The 15,924-nt window shown below is 69.2% G+C and carries 15 protein-coding genes, 1 tRNA gene and 1 pseudogene; 8 read left to right on the forward strand and 9 right to left on the reverse strand.

The annotated features are described in order from the left end of the window. Nucleotides 1-25: 25 nt before the first annotated feature. Together ACWD6R_RS16240 and nth are read right to left on the reverse strand one after the other, a co-directional pair. Complete coding sequence (locus ACWD6R_RS16240; RefSeq protein ID WP_451819265.1) at nucleotides 26-751, reverse strand: NUDIX hydrolase; 726 nt, start codon at nucleotides 749-751, stop codon at nucleotides 26-28. Nucleotides 752-811: 60 nt separating this feature from the next. Further along, nucleotides 812-1,600: an endonuclease III gene (nth, locus tag ACWD6R_RS16245; protein WP_451819266.1), complete on the reverse strand. Its 789-nt coding sequence runs from the start codon at nucleotides 1,598-1,600 to the stop codon at nucleotides 812-814. 424 nt (nucleotides 1,601-2,024) lie between these two features. Between nth and ACWD6R_RS16250 the strand changes: the two genes are divergently transcribed. Next, nucleotides 2,025-2,699 carry a Crp/Fnr family transcriptional regulator gene (locus tag ACWD6R_RS16250; protein WP_030925113.1) on the forward strand — a complete coding sequence of 225 codons (675 nt, stop codon included), beginning with the start codon at nucleotides 2,025-2,027 and terminating at the stop codon, nucleotides 2,697-2,699. 127 nt (nucleotides 2,700-2,826) lie between these two features. Here the strand turns inward: ACWD6R_RS16250 and ACWD6R_RS16255 are convergent, their stop codons facing one another. The 4 genes from ACWD6R_RS16255 to ACWD6R_RS16270 all read right to left on the reverse strand — a co-directional run bounded on the left by ACWD6R_RS16255 (nucleotide 2,827) and on the right by ACWD6R_RS16270 (nucleotide 5,368). Further along, the gene (locus ACWD6R_RS16255) at nucleotides 2,827-3,657 is read right to left on the reverse strand and encodes an MBL fold metallo-hydrolase (protein WP_451819267.1); all 831 of its coding nucleotides are present in this window, start codon (nucleotides 3,655-3,657) and stop codon (nucleotides 2,827-2,829) included. Beyond that, nucleotides 3,654-4,568 (reverse strand): NUDIX hydrolase, encoded by a 915-nt coding sequence (locus tag ACWD6R_RS16260; RefSeq protein ID WP_451819268.1) that lies wholly within the window; start codon nucleotides 4,566-4,568, stop codon nucleotides 3,654-3,656. The genes ACWD6R_RS16255 and ACWD6R_RS16260 overlap by 4 nt, the downstream gene beginning before the upstream one ends. 171 nt (nucleotides 4,569-4,739) lie before the next feature. After that, nucleotides 4,740-5,210 carry a RidA family protein gene (locus tag ACWD6R_RS16265; protein ID WP_366689322.1) on the reverse strand — a complete coding sequence of 157 codons (471 nt, stop codon included), beginning with the start codon at nucleotides 5,208-5,210 and terminating at the stop codon, nucleotides 4,740-4,742. Further along, entirely contained in the window at nucleotides 5,210-5,368 is a 159-nt protein-coding gene (locus tag ACWD6R_RS16270; RefSeq protein ID WP_019992579.1) for a DUF4177 domain-containing protein, read from the reverse strand. The genes ACWD6R_RS16265 and ACWD6R_RS16270 overlap by 1 nt, the downstream gene beginning before the upstream one ends. Nucleotides 5,369-5,439: 71 nt before the next feature. Here ACWD6R_RS16270 and ACWD6R_RS16275 point away from each other — a divergent pair, with 71 nt between their 5' ends. Together ACWD6R_RS16275 and ACWD6R_RS16280 are read left to right on the forward strand one after the other, a co-directional pair. Next, nucleotides 5,440-6,426, forward strand: coding sequence for an ArsA family ATPase (locus ACWD6R_RS16275; protein ID WP_451819269.1), 987 nt, complete (start codon nucleotides 5,440-5,442; stop codon nucleotides 6,424-6,426). After that, the gene (locus ACWD6R_RS16280) at nucleotides 6,423-7,793 is read left to right on the forward strand and encodes an ArsA family ATPase (protein WP_451819270.1); all 1,371 of its coding nucleotides are present in this window, start codon (nucleotides 6,423-6,425) and stop codon (nucleotides 7,791-7,793) included. Before ACWD6R_RS16275 ends, ACWD6R_RS16280 begins: the two co-directional genes overlap by 4 nt. 33 nt (nucleotides 7,794-7,826) lie before the next feature. Here the strand turns inward: ACWD6R_RS16280 and ACWD6R_RS16285 are convergent, their stop codons facing one another. Further along, nucleotides 7,827-8,174: a WhiB family transcriptional regulator gene (locus ACWD6R_RS16285; RefSeq protein ID WP_037690812.1), complete on the reverse strand. Its 348-nt coding sequence runs from the start codon at nucleotides 8,172-8,174 to the stop codon at nucleotides 7,827-7,829. Nucleotides 8,175-8,581: 407 nt separating this feature from the next. Between ACWD6R_RS16285 and ACWD6R_RS16290 the strand changes: the two genes are divergently transcribed. Further along, nucleotides 8,582-10,807 carry a transglycosylase domain-containing protein gene (locus tag ACWD6R_RS16290; protein ID WP_451819271.1) on the forward strand — a complete coding sequence of 742 codons (2,226 nt, stop codon included), beginning with the start codon at nucleotides 8,582-8,584 and terminating at the stop codon, nucleotides 10,805-10,807. A gap of 82 nt (nucleotides 10,808-10,889) precedes the next feature. Here the strand turns inward: ACWD6R_RS16290 and ACWD6R_RS16295 are convergent, their stop codons facing one another. Beyond that, nucleotides 10,890-11,354: a GatB/YqeY domain-containing protein gene (locus ACWD6R_RS16295; RefSeq protein ID WP_451819272.1), complete on the reverse strand. Its 465-nt coding sequence runs from the start codon at nucleotides 11,352-11,354 to the stop codon at nucleotides 10,890-10,892. A gap of 79 nt (nucleotides 11,355-11,433) precedes the next feature. Between ACWD6R_RS16295 and ACWD6R_RS16300 the strand changes: the two genes are divergently transcribed. Together ACWD6R_RS16300 and ACWD6R_RS16305 are read left to right on the forward strand one after the other, a co-directional pair. Further along, on the forward strand, nucleotides 11,434-12,372 hold the full coding sequence (locus ACWD6R_RS16300) for a metallophosphoesterase (protein WP_451819273.1): 939 nt from the start codon (nucleotides 11,434-11,436) through the stop codon (nucleotides 12,370-12,372). Nucleotides 12,373-12,470: 98 nt separating this feature from the next. Beyond that, nucleotides 12,471-12,544, forward strand: a tRNA-Pro gene (locus tag ACWD6R_RS16305). Nucleotides 12,545-12,716: 172 nt separating this feature from the next. Here ACWD6R_RS16305 and ACWD6R_RS16310 read toward each other — a convergent pair. Further along, nucleotides 12,717-13,166 (reverse strand): annotated as a pseudogene (locus tag ACWD6R_RS16310) (tyrosine-type recombinase/integrase); the annotation flags it as partial. A gap of 370 nt (nucleotides 13,167-13,536) precedes the next feature. On the opposite strand from ACWD6R_RS16310, the gene ACWD6R_RS16315 reads away from it, so the two are divergent. After that, nucleotides 13,537-14,049, forward strand: coding sequence for a SigE family RNA polymerase sigma factor (locus ACWD6R_RS16315; protein WP_451819274.1), 513 nt, complete (start codon nucleotides 13,537-13,539; stop codon nucleotides 14,047-14,049). A 41-nt stretch (nucleotides 14,050-14,090) separates the two neighbouring features. Next, nucleotides 14,091-15,365, forward strand: a complete 1,275-nt coding sequence (locus tag ACWD6R_RS16320; RefSeq protein ID WP_451819275.1) for a hypothetical protein — start codon at nucleotides 14,091-14,093, stop codon at nucleotides 15,363-15,365. Nucleotides 15,366-15,924: the final 559 nt, after the last annotated feature.

The raw sequence follows: 15,924 nt of genomic DNA on the forward strand, positions 1-15,924 counted from the left end.
ACGGCCCAGCACGGAAGTCAGCCTGTCATGCGCGCCAGTCGAGCGGCACCTGCCTGGTCCCGTCCCAGGGGCGCTCCCAGCCCGCGAAGTGCAGAATGCGGTCGATCACCCCGGCGGTGAATCCCCAGACCAGTGCTGATTCGACCAGGAATGCCGGGCCTCGGTGACCGCTGGGGTGCACCGTCGTCACCCGATTGGCCGGATCAGTGAGATCCGCCACGGGAACCGTGAAGACCCGGGCGGTCTCGGCCGGATCGACGACCCCGACCGGGCTCGGCGCCCGCCACCAGCCAAGTACGGGCGTGACGACGAAACTGCTCACCGGGATGTAGAGCCGGGGCAGCGCAGCGAAGAGCTGGACGCCGCGCGGATCGAGTCCGGTCTCCTCCTCGGCCTCCCGCAGAGCCGCCCTGAGCGGGCCTGCGGTCGCCTGGTCGCCGTCCTCGGGGTCCAGGGCTCCCCCGGGGAAGGAGGGCTGCCCGGGGTGGGAACGCAGTGAGCCTGAGCGCTCCATCAGGAGCAGCTCGGGCCCGCACTCGCCCTCACCGAACAGGACAAGGACGGCGGACTGGCGCCCGGCGCCGCTCTCGGGCGGCAGAAAGCGGCTGAGCTGCTGGGGCTCGATGGTCCGTGCGGCGCGGGCGACGGGCTCGAGCCACTCGGGCAGCCCCTCCGTCGAGACGGCGATCGCGTCGTCCCGGCCCACACCTGCGGAGTGATCCTCCACGTCGCTCTGTTCGTGCGTCTTCATAGGCACCCCTCGTCTCACAACGCCTGCGGTCGCGCATTTCGTTCCGAAAGGGCGCCCCCGTCACCCGGCTCCCAGCGCCGGCGCGGGCTTGCCCGGGTAGTCGGGCGGCGGGCTCAGCCGCTGGCCGGGCTGTCCGCCCATCTCGTACTTCAGGAGCTTCCGGGCCTTCTCCGGATCCGTCTCGCCCTCGCCGTACGAGGGGCAGAGCGGGGCGATCGGGCAGGCACCGCAGGCGGGCCTGCGGGCGTGGCAGATGCGGCGGCCGTGGAAGACGACGCGGTGCGAGAGCATCGTCCACTCGCTCTTGGGGAAGATCGCGGCGATCTCCGCCTCGACCTTCTCCGGGTCCTCCTGCTCCGTCCACTTCCAGCGGCGGACCAGCCGGCCGAAGTGGGTGTCGACCGTGATGCCGGGGACGCCGAAGGCGTTACCGAGGACGACATTGGCGGTCTTGCGGCCGACGCCGGGCAGCGTGACGAGGTCCGCGAGCCGTCCCGGGACCTCACCGCCGAAGTTGTCCCTGAGGGACGCGGAGAGCCCTATCAGCGACCTGGCCTTGGCCCGGAAGAAGCCGGTCGGCCGGATGATCTCCTCCAGCTCCTCGGGGACGGCCGCCGCCATGTCCTCGGGGGTCGGGTAGGCGGCGAACAGCGCTGGGGTGGTCTGGTTGACTCTCAGATCGGTGGTCTGGGCGGAGAGGACCGTGGCGACCAGGAGCTCGAAGGGGTTCCGGAAGTCCAGCTCCGGGTGGGCGTACGGATAGACCTCGGCGAGCTCGCGGTTGATCCGGCGGGCGCGGCGGACCATCGCGAGGTGCGACTCCGGCTTCCCGGACTTTCCCGGCTTCATCGCTGCCCCGACCCTCCTCCCGGACGCCCCGGACGTCTTCGCCGATGCCCCGGCCTTCTTTGCGGACCCGTTGGACGCCTTTGCGGGCCCCCCGGACTTCACCGACTTCACCGACTCCCCAGTCGGGCGTTCTGCGGCTTTTGTCGGTTGACTCGCAGGCTGTTCGCCCACAGCGGAATTACGGTCTTCCGACACCCCATCAGCCCCCTTGGCCTGCGCTCTCACCGGCTTGTTGGACACCCGGCCAGCCTAGAGCCAGGCACTGACATCCGCCCCGGTCACTGTGGATCCACCCCCAATCGGCCCCCTGCCGCGTGATGGGGCGCGCCCGTGCGTCAAACTGGTTTGTGATTGATCGCACTGTTTTACCGTCCGGCATGATGGGGACCACGGTTCCCTGAACAGGCCGACAAGGAGAGAACTCGTGGACGACGTTCTGCGGCGCGCCCCGCTTTTCGCGGCGCTCGATGATGAGCAGGCCGCGGAGCTCCGCGCCTCGATGAGTGAGGTGACCCTCGCACGCGGCGACGCTCTCTTCCACGAGGGCGACCAGGGTGACCGCCTGTACGTGGTCACCGAGGGCAAGGTGAAGCTCCACCGCACGTCCCCCGACGGACGCGAGAACATGCTGGCCGTCCTCGGCCCCGGCGAGCTGATCGGTGAGCTGTCGCTCTTCGACCCGGGCCCGCGCACCGCCACCGCCACCGCGCTGACCGAGGTCAAGCTCCTCGGCCTCGGCCACGGCGACCTCCAGCCCTGGCTGAACGCCCGCCCCGAGGTGGCCACGGCCCTGCTGCGCGCCGTCGCCCGCCGACTGCGCAAGACCAACGACCAGATGTCCGACCTGGTCTTCTCCGACGTGCCGGGCCGTGTCGCCCGCGCCCTCCTCGACCTGTCGCGCCGGTTCGGCGTCCAGTCGGAGGAAGGCATCCACGTCGTCCACGACCTGACCCAGGAAGAGCTGGCCCAGCTGGTCGGCGCCTCCCGCGAGACGGTCAACAAGGCGCTTGCCGACTTCGCGGGCCGCGGCTGGCTCCGCCTGGAGGCGCGCGCCGTGATCCTGCTGGATGTGGAGCGCCTGGCGAAGCGTTCACGCTAGCCGGACACCACCCCCTCACGACGCGAGAGGCCCCGCCGGACGGCGGGGCCTCTCGCGCGTCACGGCGCCTCGGCCACGCGTCGGCGCCTCGCAGCCCCGATATCAGCGCCACGGGCGTAACAGCGGCTCAGATCAGCCCGTGCTCGCCCAGATACTCCAGCTGCGCCCGCACCGACAGCTCCGCCGCGGGCCACAGCGACCGGTCCACGTCCGCGTACACGTACGCCACCACCTCCGTGGCCGAGCGGTGCCCGGCCTCCACCGCCGTCTCCACCTGGGCGAGCCGGTGCGCGCGGTGGGCGAGATAGAACTCGACCGCGCCCTGTGCGTCGTCCAGGACCGGACCGTGCCCCGGCAGCACCGTGTGCACCCCGTCGTCGACCGCCAGCGAGCGCAGCCGCCGCAGCGAGTCGAGGTAGTCGCCGAGCCGCCCGTCCGGGTGCGCGACGAGCGTGGTGCCGCGCCCGAGGATCGTGTCGCCGGTCAGCACCGCCCGGTCGGCGGGCAGATGGAAGGAGAGCGAGTCGGAGGTGTGCCCCGGGGTCGGGACCACCCGCAGTTCGAGCCCTCCGGTGGTGATCACGTCGCCCGTCGTCAGCCCCTCCTCGCCGAGCCGCAGCGCCGGGTCCAGCGCCCGCACCGCCGTACGGGTCAGCTCGGCGAAGCGCGCCGCGCCCCCCGCGTGGTCGGGGTGACCGTGGGTGAGGAGGGTGAGGCCGATCCGTCGGCCGGCGCGCTCGGCGGTGTCGATGACAGCCTGCAGATGGCTGTCGTCCAGTGGGCCCGGGTCGATGACGACCGCGAGGTCGGAGTCGGGCTCGGCGACGATCCAGGTGTTGGTGCCGTCGAGCGTCATCGCCGAGGCGTTGGGGGCGAGGACGTTGACCGTACGGGCGGTCGCGGGGCCGGAGAGGACCCCGCCGCGCGGCTGCCCGGGCAGCGCTGCTGCGTCGCTCATGCGGAACCATCTCCGGTCGGGATGTGCTTGGTGAATTCGTCGTGCCCCGGCCAGCTCAGCACCAGTTCGCCGTCCTCCAGCCGAGCCTGTGCGAGTACGGGGGTGAGGTCCTGGGAGGACGCGGCCTTCAGCGCCTCGGCAGCGGTGCCGTACGGGCGCAGCTGACGCAACGTCGACACGGTCGGCGGCATCATGAGCAGCTCGCCCCGGTCGTATCCGTCGGTGGCGTCCGCCGGGGAGATCCATAGCGCGAGGTCGGCCTCGGTGGAGGCGGAGGGGGCACCTCCCATGCCTTCAGGGGCATGGGAGAGGGTGCGCTGGCCCTCGGGGAGCGCGGCGACGAAGAACCAGGTGTCGTAGCGCCGGGGTTCGAACTCGGGCGTGATCCAGCGCGCCCATGCCCCGAGCAGATTGGAGCGGAGTACGAGCCCGCGCCGGTCCAGGAACTCGGCGAAGGACAGCTCGCGGGCGACGAGGGCCTCGCGGTCCGCCTCCCAGTCGGCGCCCGTGGTGTCGCTGACGACGGTGTCGGCGGTCGGCCCGGCGAGGAGGACACCCGACTCCTCGTACGTCTCACGGACCGCCGCACAGACGATGGCCTGCGCCTCGGTGACCGTACCGACGCCGAGCCGCTCGGCCCAGAGCTCCAGCGCGGGTCCGGCCCAGCCGACGAGGCGGTCGTCGTCGCGCGGGTCGACGCCGCCACCCGGGTAGGCGTACGCACCTCCGGCAAAAGCCATGGAGGTGCGGCGGCGCAGCATGTGGACGGTGGGCCCGCACTCGGTGTCAGCGGGGTCCCGGAGCAGCATCACGGTGGCGGCGCGCCGGGGCGTCGCGGCCGTGAGCTCGCCTGCGGCGAGTGCCCGGATCCGGTCGGGCCATTCCGGTGGGTACCACTGACCATTGGACATGGCCGGAGGCTATCCGGAACCGCGACGATGTTCGAGAGGCAGCAAGGGGCGCACGGGACGCGACACGCTTCACGCATGGACCCGGGGCCGTGAAACGCGTGATCCCGCCCGGTCGCACGGACCGGGCGGGATCATGGATCACGGAGGTACCCGCCTCACTGCGGCAGCGGCTCAGGCCCCGTCCAGCTCGACCTGCACCTCGACCTCGACCGGCGCGTCCAGCGGCAGCACCGCGACGCCCACGGCGCTGCGCGCGTGCACGCCCTTGTCGCCGAGCACCGCGCCGAGCAGCTCGCTCGCACCGTTGATCACGGCGGGCTGCCCGGTGAAGTCGGAGGCCGAGGCGACGAAGCCCACGACCTTCACGACCCGCTTGATCCGGTCCAGGTCGCCCGCGACCGACTTCACGGCGGCCAGCGCGTTGAGCGCGCAGGTCCTGGCCAGCTCCTTGGCCTCGTCCGGCGTGACCTCCGCACCGACCTTGCCGGTGACCGGAAGCTTGCCCTCCACCATGGGCAGCTGGCCCGACGTGTACACGTACACACCGGACTGGACGGCCGGCTGATACGAGGCGAGCGGCGGTACGACGTCCGGCAGCGTCAGCCCGAGTTCGGCGAGCTTCGCCTCGACGGCGCCCGCCACTACGGCTTCTCCCGCTTCAGGTAGGCCACGAGCTGCTCGGGGTTGTTCGGGCCGGGAACGACCTGGACCAGCTCCCAGCCGTCCTCGCCCCAGGTGTCCAGAATCTGCTTCGTCGCGTGCACGAGAAGGGGCACGGTCGCGTATTCCCACTTGGTCATAGGCCGACTGTAATGCCTGGCACGTACGGGCTCGTGCGTAGCCCGGGGCCGTACTGGTTAGGCTCGAATACGTGAGCAGGTTCCAGGTCGTCAGCGGCAAGGGCGGTACCGGTAAGACCACGGTCGCCGCCGCCCTCGCGCTCGCCCTCGCGACCGAGGGCAAGCGCACCCTCCTCGTCGAGGTCGAGGGCAGGCAGGGCATCGCCCAGCTCTTCGAGGCGGATTCCCTTCCGTACGAGGAGCGCAAGATCGCCATCGCGCCGGGCGGCGGCGAGGTGTACGCCCTCGCGATCGACGCGGAGCGCGCACTCCTCGACTACCTCCAGATGTTCTACAAGCTCGGCAGCGCGGGCCGGGCGCTCAAGAAGCTCGGTGCGATCGACTTCGCCACGACGATCGCACCCGGTGTACGGGACGTGCTGCTGACGGGCAAGGCCTGCGAAGCTGTACGCCGCAAGGACAAGCAGGGCCGGTACAGCTACGACTACGTGATCATGGATGCGCCGCCCACCGGCCGCATCACGCGCTTCCTCAATGTGAACGACGAGGTGGCGGGGCTGGCCCGGATCGGCCCGATACACAATCAGGCGCAGGCCGTGATGCGGCTGCTGAAGTCCCCGGAGACGGCGGTCCACCTGGTGACGCTGCTGGAGGAGATGCCGGTCCAGGAGACCGCGGACGGCGTCGCGGAGCTGCGGGCGGCCGAACTGCCGGTGGGCAAGGTCATCGTGAACATGGTGCGGCCGCATCTGCTGGACGAGGACGCGCTGCGTACCGCCTCGGGGGGCCGCCGCAAGGAGATCGCCAAGGCGCTCACCCGGGCGGGCGTGACCGGGTCCGCGGCGCTGGTACGTCCGCTGATCGAGCAGGCCGCCGAGCATGCCCAGCGGGTCGAGCTGGAGCGCGAGCAGCGCGCGGCCCTCGCGGATCTGGAGCTGCCGGCCAACGAACTTCCGCTGATCGGCGAAGGCGTGGATCTGCCAGGTCTGTACGACCTGGCGGTCGAACTCCGCAAGCAGGGCGTGGGCGAAGAGGCGGGCCAAGGGGTGGGTGCATGAGAGCGGGTACGGAACCGGGCACCGATGCGCGTACGGACGCCGGTACAGGCACAGCCACGGCCACCGCGCCCGCGCTGGACACCGACGCGCTGCTCGACGATCCGGACATCCGGATCATCGTGTGCTGCGGCTCGGGCGGCGTCGGCAAGACCACGACCGCGGCGGCGCTGGGTGTACGCGCCGCCGAGCGCGGCCGGAAGGTCGTCGTCCTCACCATCGACCCGGCCCGCAGGCTCGCCCAGTCCATGGGCATTCTCTCGCTGGACAACGTCCCGCGCCGGGTTCCGGGCATCGAGAGCGCCGGTGAGGGCGGCGGTGAACTGCACGCCATGATGCTCGACATGAAGCGGACCTTCGACGAGATCGTCGAGGCGCACGCGGAGGGCGAACGGGCGCGCGCGATCCTGGAGAACCCCTTCTACCAGTCCCTGTCGGCCGGTTTCGCGGGCACGCAGGAGTACATGGCGATGGAGAAGCTGGGGCAGCTGCGGGCGCGCAACGAGTGGGACCTGATCGTTGTCGACACCCCGCCGTCGCGTTCCGCGCTGGACTTCCTGGACGCGCCCAAGCGGCTCGGGTCTTTCCTGGACGGGAAGTTCATCAAGCTGCTGATGGCTCCGGCGAAGATGGGCGGCCGGGCCGGGATGAAGTTCCTCAACGTCGGCATGTCGATGATGACCGGGACGCTCGGCAAGCTGCTGGGTGGCCAGTTCCTGCGCGACGTACAGACGTTCGTCGCGGCGATGGACACCATGTTCGGTGGTTTCCGGACCCGGGCGGATGCCACGTACAGACTGCTGCAGGCGCCCGGCACGGCGTTCCTCGTCGTCGCGACACCGGAGCGGGACGCACTGCGCGAGGCCGCCTACTTCGTGGAACGGCTGGCCGCGGAGGACATGCCCCTGGCCGGTCTGGTCCTCAACCGGGTCCACGGCAGTGACGCCGCCCGGCTCTCCGCCGAGCGCGCCCTGGCAGCCGCAGAAAATCTTGACGACATCGGCATTGTGGATCAGACCACCGGGAAGACTGGACTTCGTGACCCGGCCGACTCGGCAGTCACCTCTCCCGAAGACCCCGAGTCGCCGCCCTCCCCCGCCCGTTCCGAGCACACCCAGGATGCTGACACCGAACCAGAGGCTGATGCCGTCTCCGTCGAGCAGCTGACCGCAGGCCTGCTGCGGCTGCACGCTGAACGCATGCAGGTGGTCGCGCGCGAACAGCGCACCCGCGACCGCTTCACCGCACTGCACCCCGAGGTCGCCGTGACCGAAGTCGCGGCGCTGCCCGGAGATGTGCACGACCTGGCAGGACTGCGGGCCGTCGGGGACCGGCTCGCGACCGATTCCGCTCCGGCCGGAGCTGCGTAACCCACCCGAACGGCCGGGTGGCCCCCCGGCGGTCTACCCCACGGCGGCGTATGTCTCGTGCAGTTCGTCGTCCAGACCGATGGCCACCGGCAGGATGCCCGTGGACCGCTCGTACTCACTGCGAGCGGTCTCCAGCAGCCGGCGCCAGGACGTGACGGTGGGTCGCCTGCGCAGCAGCGCGCGACGCTCCCGTTCCGTCATTCCGCCCCACACGCCGAATTCGACGCGATTGTCCAGCGCATCGGCCAGGCACTCGGTCCGCACCGGGCAACCGGTGCACACCGCCTTGGCCCTGTTCTGCGCTGCCCCTTGTACGAACAGTTCATCCGGATCGGTAGTGCGGCAGGCTGCCTGCGCACTCCAGTCGGTTACCCAGCCCATCCCGGCGCCGTCCTCTCCCGAATCGAGGCTCCCCCACGGCGGTAGCGGCATATTCACCGCTGCCAGTTGAGGACGTTACGGAAGGTGGCGACAGCACAACACCCCCTTCGGGCCCAATCTTGAATGGCCCGAACGGACTATGCGTACGCGGCAGATCACCCAGGGGAGTGAGGTGAGGACATACAAGAATATCCCTGCAAAATAGGGACAATTCACCTGAGTCACAACGGACGTTCGATGACACATGGGGCGAATTCGGGGGTGCCCGAGGTGCTGGCCGAACCGTGATCGAGTCACGGCCGAATACTGCATGGGGTTGATACGGAACCGGACTGCTGTGACAGTTGGGAACAGCTTAGGCCAACGCATATACGCGTGTCCGGCGAATGAGAACGTAGGCTGCCCCCATGCCAAAGAACCGCTCGGGCGGGGGTCTCACCACGACCCAGCAGGCCGCCAAGTTCCTCGGTGTCGCCGCACTCTCCGGAGTCGTGCTCGCAGGCATCGCGCTGCCGGCCGCCGGAGCCCTGGGGCTCGCCGCGAAGGGAACGGTCGAGGGATTCGACGAGATCCCGGCCAACCTCAAGACTCCGCCGCTGAGCCAGCGCACCAAGATCCTGGACAGCAAGGGCGACATGCTTGCGACGGTCTACTCGCGGAACCGCACCGTCGTCCCGCTGAAGGACATCTCCCCGTACATGCAGAAGGCGATCGTCGCGATCGAGGATGCCCGCTTCTACCAGCACGGGGCGATCGACCTCAAGGGCATCCTGCGCGCGATGAACCGCAACGTGCAGGCGGGCGGGACCGCGCAGGGCGCGTCGACCCTCACCCAGCAGTACGTGAAGAACGTCTTCGTCGAGGAGGCGGGCGACGACCCGGACAAGGTCGCGCAGGCCACCCAGCAGACGATCGGCCGCAAGGTCCAGGAGCTGAAGTACGCGATCCAGGTCGAGGAAGAGCTCGGCAAGCAGAAGATCCTGGAGAACTACCTCAACATCACGTTCTTCGGGCAGCAGGCGTACGGCATCGAGGCGGCCTCCCAGCGCTACTTCTCCAAGCCGGCGAAGGACCTGAAGCTGGAGGAGGCCGCCCTGCTGGCCGGCATCGTCCAGTCGCCGAGCCGCTACGACCCGGTCAACGACGCGGAGGAGGCGACCAAGCGTCGCAACACCGTGCTCCAGCGGATGGCGGATGTCGGGGACATCACTCACACGGCGGCAAAGAAGGCTCAGGCGACACCGGTCAAGCTGAGGGTCAGCAAGCCGAAGAACGGCTGCATCACGGCCGTCAGCGGGGCCTCCTTCTTCTGTGACTACGTCCGCAAGGTCTTCCTCGCCGACCCGGTCTTCGGCAAGACGAAGGAGGAACGGGCCAAGGTCTGGAACCAGGGCGGACTCACGGTCCGCACGACGCTCGACCCGCAGGCGCAGGCGGGCGTGCAGGACTCGATCAAGAGTCACGTCTACAAGACGGACAAGGTCGCCACCGCCGTGACGCTGGTCCAGCCCGGCACCGGCAAGATCATGGGCATGGGCCAGTCCAAGCCGTACGGTTTCGGGCCGAACGAGACCCAGTACAACTACTCGGTCAACAAGGACATGGGCGGCTCGAACTACGGCTTCCCGACCGGGTCGACGTTCAAGCCGTTCCTCGCCGCGGCGGCCATAGAGGGTGGCAAGCCTGCGACGCAGATGTACTCGTCGCCGTACGAGATGGACTACCCGGACACGGTTCAGACCTGCGGAAAGCCGTGGGTCAACAACATTGTGCCGAAGTACCACCTGAAGAACGAGAGCGAGTCCGAGGAAGGGCCGTACGCCCTGAAGGAAGCGATGGAGAAGTCGGTCAACACCTACTTCGTCCAGATGCTCCAGGACATCGGCATGTGCCCGGTCTCCCAGATGACCGACAAGCTCGGTGTGGTGCAGGGCGACGGCACCAAGCTGCCGCAGAACCCGTCCACACTGACCCTCGGCTCCAACGGCCTCTCGCCGCTCACGATGGCCAGCGCGTACGCCGCCTTCGCCAACCGGGGCACGTACTGCACGCCGATCGCCATCGAAGCGGTCACGACGGCGAACGGCAAGTCGCTCCCGGTACCTAAGACCACCTGCTCGCAGGCGATGTCGCAGACGACGGCCGACACCGTCAACACCCTGCTGCGCGGTGTGACCGACTCAGGTACCGGTCGGGAGGCCGGCCTGCAGAGCCGCGACAACGCGGGCAAGACGGGTACGACCGACTTGCGTCTGAACGCCTGGTTCGTCGGCTACACGCCGAACATGTCCGGCGCGGTCTGGGTCGGCAGCCCGTCCCAGAGCGTCGAGATGGAACGCATCACCATCGGTGGCGTGTACCAGGACAAGGTGTACGGCGGCCAGGTCCCCGGACCGATCTGGCGCGACGCCATGACGAACGCCCTCAACGGAGTGCCCGCCCCGTCGTTCAACACCGTCAACATCCCGGACCCGCCGGACAACACGGACGAGGGCCGGGGCAGGGGACGGGACAGGAGGCGGGACAGGGGCGACGGCAACGACCCGTTCCCCGGCGACAGCATCCCGCCGGACAACACCGGCGGGAACTACGGACCCCAGCGCCCGGGTAACGGCGGCACGAAGGGTCCCTGACCGGCCGCTCGGTCCATGAACGAGGAGGTGGGGTGACCCGGAATGTTCCGGGTCACCCCACCTCCTCGTATGTACGGTCCGCTCAGCCCGCGAGGAGCTTCTTCACCGCGGCGGCCACCCGGCCGCCGTCCGCGCGCCCCGCGACCTTCGGGTTCACGATCTTCATGACGGCACCCATCGCCCGCGGCCCCTCGGCGCCGGCGGCCTTCGCCTCGTCGACCGCCGACGCGACGATCGCACCCAGCTCGTCGTCACTGAGCTGCTTCGGCAGGTACGCGTCGAGCAGCTCGCCCTCCGCCTTCTCGCGCTCGGCCTGCTCCGCCCGGCCGCCCTGGGCGAAGGCCTCGGCCGCCTCGCGGCGCTTCTTCGCCTCCTTGGCGATGACCTTCTGCACCTCGTCGTCGGAGAGCTCACGCGACGTCTTGCCGCTGACCTCCTCCTTGGTGATCGCGGTGAGGGTCAGCCGGAGCGTCGACGAGGTCAGCTCGTCGCGCGCCTTCATGGCCGTGGTGAGGTCTTCCTTGAGCTTGGACTTGAGCGTGGTCATGTGCTGATTGTGGCAGGTGCGGGGTGGCCACCGCCCGCCGGTTTTCCTGTCGCCGCATCGTGTCTGCGACGATGGGCACATGCGCGCACGCTACGGAGTACCCCTGAAAGTCACGGCAGCCGGCGCAGCGGTCGCCGCCGCCGGGCTCGTTTACGCGGCAGGTTTCGAAGCCCGCTCGTTCCGGCTCCGACGGGTCACCGTCCCCGTACTCCCGCACGGGGCACGCCCGTTGCGCGTGCTGCAGGTCTCCGACATCCACATGGTGAGCGGCCAGCGCAAGAAGCGCGGCTGGCTGCAGTCGCTGGCCGGCCTGCGCCCGGACTTCGTCGTCAACACCGGCGACAATCTCTCCGACCCGGAGGCCGTACCGGAGCTGCTGGACGCGCTCGGTCCGCTGATGGAGATCCCGGGTGTGTACGTCTTCGGCTCCAACGACTACTACGGCCCCAAGCTCCGCAACCCGGCCCGCTACCTCTTCGAGAAGACCCAGGGCAAGCACGGCCTCAACGGCAACGCCCCCGCGGTCGGCGTCGTCCACAACCCGTGGGAGCCGATGCGCGATGCGTTCGACGAGGCGGGCTGGCTGGACCTGAGCAACACCCGGGGCCGTCTCAAGCTCGACGGCCTGGAGCTCGCCTTCACCGGCCTCGACGACCCGCACATCAAGCGCGACAGGTACGCGGAGGTCTCGGGCGGCCCCGAGACGGGCGCCGACCTGTCCATCGGCGTGGTCCACGCCCCGTACCTGCGCACCCTCGACGCCTTCACCGCGGACGGCTACCCGCTGATCCTGGCGGGTCACACCCATGGCGGCCAGCTCTGCATCCCCTTCTACGGGGCCCTGGTCACCAACTGCGACCTGGACACGGACCGGGTCAAGGGGCTCTCCAGCCACACGGTCGGCGACCGGCGCGCCTACCTCCACGTCTCCGCAGGCTGCGGTACCAACCGCTACACCCCGGTCCGCTTCGCCTGCCCGCCCGAGGCGACCCTGCTGACGCTGACGCCCCGCGACTGAAACCCGGGGGCGCCTCGCCCACCGGGGCAGAAACCGGATTTCGTCTCCGGGCGCCGGTGGGCTAAAGTAATCGATGTCGCGGGGAGACCGGCGGCGATCGGGGTGTAGCGCAGCTTGGCAGCGCGCTTCGTTCGGGACGAAGAGGTCGTGGGTTCAAATCCCGCCACCCCGACAGCTGAAACACCAGGTCAGGGGCCTGATCCGCGAGAGCGGGTCGGGCCCCTGAGTGGTTTCCGGAGCTCCTCGGGAGTGAGCGGGGAGTGGATCATGGAAATCGCCGCGCCTCCTGGCCCCGAACGCAGAGAGGCCCCGCCTCCGCAGCGCGGAGACAGGGCCTCTGGTGACTACGACCGCGCTTTCAGAAGGTCATTGAGTACACCCACCGGCGAGCCGGACGACATGGCCAGTCTCGCAGCCAGCGACTCTTCCCACTGCTTGGTCAGCCCCTCCAAGAGCCTCTCCCTCATTCCTTTCGTGATGTGGGTGTAGCGGGCCTGCACCGAGCCGTCCTCGTGGCCCAGGCGCTCGTCCATGAGCTTCGGCGGGATGCCGAGGTCTTCCATCACTGTCTTGTGCGTGTGACGGAGACCGTGCGGGGTGAGGCCCTTTGCGATCGGGAGCCAGCACGTGTCCGCGCGGCCGGAGGCGTTCCGGCCCCGGGCAGGTGCTCCGGGCCATGGGTCAGCCAGTACCGGGACCGGATGAGCCTCGTACGGGGCCTTCTTCGGGTACCAGCCGGTGGCCGCTGGCTGGAAGATCCAGGTCGCGAATCCCGTCCTCCGCCAGTGCGCCGCGGTCTGCAGACGGGTGCTACGGAGCACGACACCGGGCGCCCTCTGTAAATCTGCCGGAGCCGGCGTTGGCCCCGGCCCCTGCTTACCGGTTGGCTTCGGGGCCGGGTGGCGTCAGTTCAAGAGCTGTGTCTCGTGCCTAGCGGTGGCATCGGCATCCTGGAGCGAAGGTCCACCTCCGCGCGTAAGAGGCATACGAGCGATGGCGCACGGTCTCTGAGCGCTGGAGGGGACCGGCACCTCGGTGGTCGGGGGGCTGCGGGAACTACTCGCCGATGAGCTCGCGGAGAGAGTAAGCAACTCGGGTGAAACATCCCGCCGCCCCCACCGCATCTAAATGGTGTAGGCGACGAGGCAAGGGGGAGGGAGGCGGATGAGACGGTCTCAGGAGAGTGCCTTCCGGGAGTTCGCGGCGGCCCGCATGGGGCATCTCTTCCGTTCGGCATGCCTGTTGACCAGCGGCGACACCCATCTCGCCGAGGATCTGGTGCAGGAGACGCTCGGGCGGATGTATGTGGTGTGGGGTCGGTCGTCGAAGCTCGGCAATCCGGCGGCGTACGCGCAGACCGTTCTTGTGCGTGTCTTTCTGGCGCACCAGCGGCGGCGTTCGTCGGGAGAGCGGCCGAGCGACGAGATTCCCGAGGTCTCGGAGACGGCCGCGCCGGGAGACGCCTCGCTGCGGCTCATGCTCCTGGACGCGCTGCGGAAGCTGCCGGCGAAGGACCGGGCGGTGGTCGTGCTGCGGTACTGGGAGGACCGGTCGGTCACGGAGACTGCGGACGTCCTCAACGTCAGTTCCGCAGCCGTACGCACCCGCAGCACCCGTGCACTCGCCCGGATGAGGGTGCAACTGGGCGACAGCATCGGAGAGTTCGCCGCGCACTGATCAGTCCGACTGACTTTTACGAGAAATGGTGGTGGTTTGGCATGTCTGGAACGCGGGAGGACCTGGACGCGTTCGAAGGCGGGCTCGGTGACGCGCTACGCCGCACCGGGGAGGACTTCTCCGTGGAGGGGCGCCCGCTGGTGGACGGCGGCGTCGTGCGCGGCCGGCGGAGGCTGCGACGCAGGCGGGTCGCGGCCGTGACCGGCAGCGTCGCGGCGCTCGCCGTCGTGGGGTTCGGGGCGTCGTACACCACAGGGGCGTTCGGCGACGGCTCGGGGCAGGGCAGGGCGGGCGTGGCCGCGCAGCCGAAGGTGCAGGAGACCGGCCCTTCGACGAAGTCGTCGCCCGGCAAGGGGCCGCAGCTCTCGGCGCAGCAGGTGATCGAGAGGTTGGTAGGGCTGCTGCCGGAGGGGAAGGTCAGCGGGCAGGCAGGGCGCGGCACGGCCGACCGGTTCGGGCCATCGGCGCACCTCGTCTTCGACGATGGCAAGGGCAAGGCTGCGATCGGCGTGAGCGTCGGCGCCATCGACCCGGACGGCACGCAGGCGGAGCAGCAGCTCGAATGCCCCGACAAGACCTTCGTGCCGCACGACTCCTGCCGGAATGAGACGCTTGCCGACGGTTCGCGCCTGATGGTGTTGCGCGGGTACGAATACCCTGACAAGCGCGTGGACACCAAGTGGTGGCACGCCTATCTCGTGACCCCCGACGGCTACACGGTCGATGCCAGCGAGTGGAACGCGCCCGCAGAGAAGGACGCCGCCGTTTCACGGGCCGAACCCCCGCTCACTGTTGGGCAGTTGAAGGGACTCGTCATCTCCGACGAGTGGCGGCCCGTGATGAACGCTCTGAGAAAGGCGGCCCCGGAGCCGGTACAGCAGCCGCCGGCGCAGGGGCAGGACGGCCAGGCGATCCTGAGAAAGCTCAAGTCGCTGCTGCCCGTGTCCGCGAAGGTGGCCTCAGAGCACGGTGCCGACGGATACGCGTACGTCGTCGTGAATGACGGCAAAGGCGCGAGCCTGGTGCAGATCAACGTGCAGCCGAACATGTCCGACGTGGAGGGGGAGCTGTTCGGGTCCGGGGCGGAGGTGCTGCCGGACGGGACGAAGGTCGTCACGCATCAGGGCCCGGGCGAGAAGGGCGGTGCTGGCGTGGTGATGTGGACCGCCGACACCATCCGTACGGACGGCCTCCGGGTCGTGGTGTCCGCGTTCAACTCCGGGTCCCAGAATGCGAAGGCCACGCGGCAGACACCCGCGCTGACCATGCAGCAGCTGGAGTCGATCGCCACGAGCGGGAAATGGGCCGGAAAGTAGGGCCGTAGGCAACGCACCTGCTCCTTCCGGTAATTCGGGCGGCGGATCACCCTTCGGGGTGGCCGCCTGCCTCTTCGTGTTGCGCAGGTGAGCGTTGCGCGGCGCTGTTACCTTGCCCAGGCGTCCTCGCAGCCGCTGCCGCAAACCGTCGCCACGCTGCTGGACGACACCGAAGGCGCCCGCACTTGGTACACCCGCGCAGCGAGCGCCGGCCATACCGACGCCGCAGCAGCCTTGAGCGCTCTCAGAGTCGATGAGTGACCGGTTACAAATGCCGTCTAGTGCTGGGAGAAAACTGGGAGAAGATCTTCTCCCAAAGTCCCTCTTGGACGACGTGAGACCAACTGAGACCAAAGGTCTGACCTGCGCAGATATCTCAAGCGCAAGATGTAGATCTTGTCCGGACCTTATTCGGGACGAAGAGGTCGTGGGTTCAAATCCCGCCACCCCGACAGCTGAAGTAGCAGGTCAGCGATCCAGCGCACCTTCGGTGCGCGCCGGGGGCGTGGTAAATCCCGTGGAGTGCGCCGGGGGTGCTTCTGTCCGCTCTGACGTGGGC

It is taken from the genome of Streptomyces sp. NPDC005151 (assembly GCF_053599875.1).

Excerpts from the sequence above, each read along its gene's own strand:
- ACWD6R_RS16270 (WP_019992579.1), bottom strand. The coding sequence starts at position 5,368 with ATGACCAAGTGGGAATACGCGACCGTGCCCCTTCTCGTGCACGCGACG.
- ACWD6R_RS16320 (WP_451819275.1), top strand. The coding sequence starts at position 14,091 with ATGTCTGGAACGCGGGAGGACCTGGACGCGTTCGAAGGCGGGCTCGGT.
- ACWD6R_RS16280 (WP_451819270.1), top strand. The coding sequence starts at position 6,423 with ATGAGAGCGGGTACGGAACCGGGCACCGATGCGCGTACGGACGCCGGT.
- ACWD6R_RS16240 (WP_451819265.1), bottom strand. The coding sequence starts at position 751 with ATGAAGACGCACGAACAGAGCGACGTGGAGGATCACTCCGCAGGTGTG.
- ACWD6R_RS16300 (WP_451819273.1), top strand. The coding sequence starts at position 11,434 with ATGCGCGCACGCTACGGAGTACCCCTGAAAGTCACGGCAGCCGGCGCA.
- ACWD6R_RS16295 (WP_451819272.1), bottom strand. The coding sequence starts at position 11,354 with ATGACCACGCTCAAGTCCAAGCTCAAGGAAGACCTCACCACGGCCATG.
- ACWD6R_RS16290 (WP_451819271.1), top strand. The coding sequence starts at position 8,582 with ATGCCAAAGAACCGCTCGGGCGGGGGTCTCACCACGACCCAGCAGGCC.
- ACWD6R_RS16260 (WP_451819268.1), bottom strand. The coding sequence starts at position 4,568 with ATGTCCAATGGTCAGTGGTACCCACCGGAATGGCCCGACCGGATCCGG.
- ACWD6R_RS16255 (WP_451819267.1), bottom strand. The coding sequence starts at position 3,657 with ATGAGCGACGCAGCAGCGCTGCCCGGGCAGCCGCGCGGCGGGGTCCTC.
- nth (WP_451819266.1), bottom strand. The coding sequence starts at position 1,600 with ATGAAGCCGGGAAAGTCCGGGAAGCCGGAGTCGCACCTCGCGATGGTC.
- ACWD6R_RS16285 (WP_037690812.1), bottom strand. The coding sequence starts at position 8,174 with ATGGGCTGGGTAACCGACTGGAGTGCGCAGGCAGCCTGCCGCACTACC.
- ACWD6R_RS16315 (WP_451819274.1), top strand. The coding sequence starts at position 13,537 with ATGAGACGGTCTCAGGAGAGTGCCTTCCGGGAGTTCGCGGCGGCCCGC.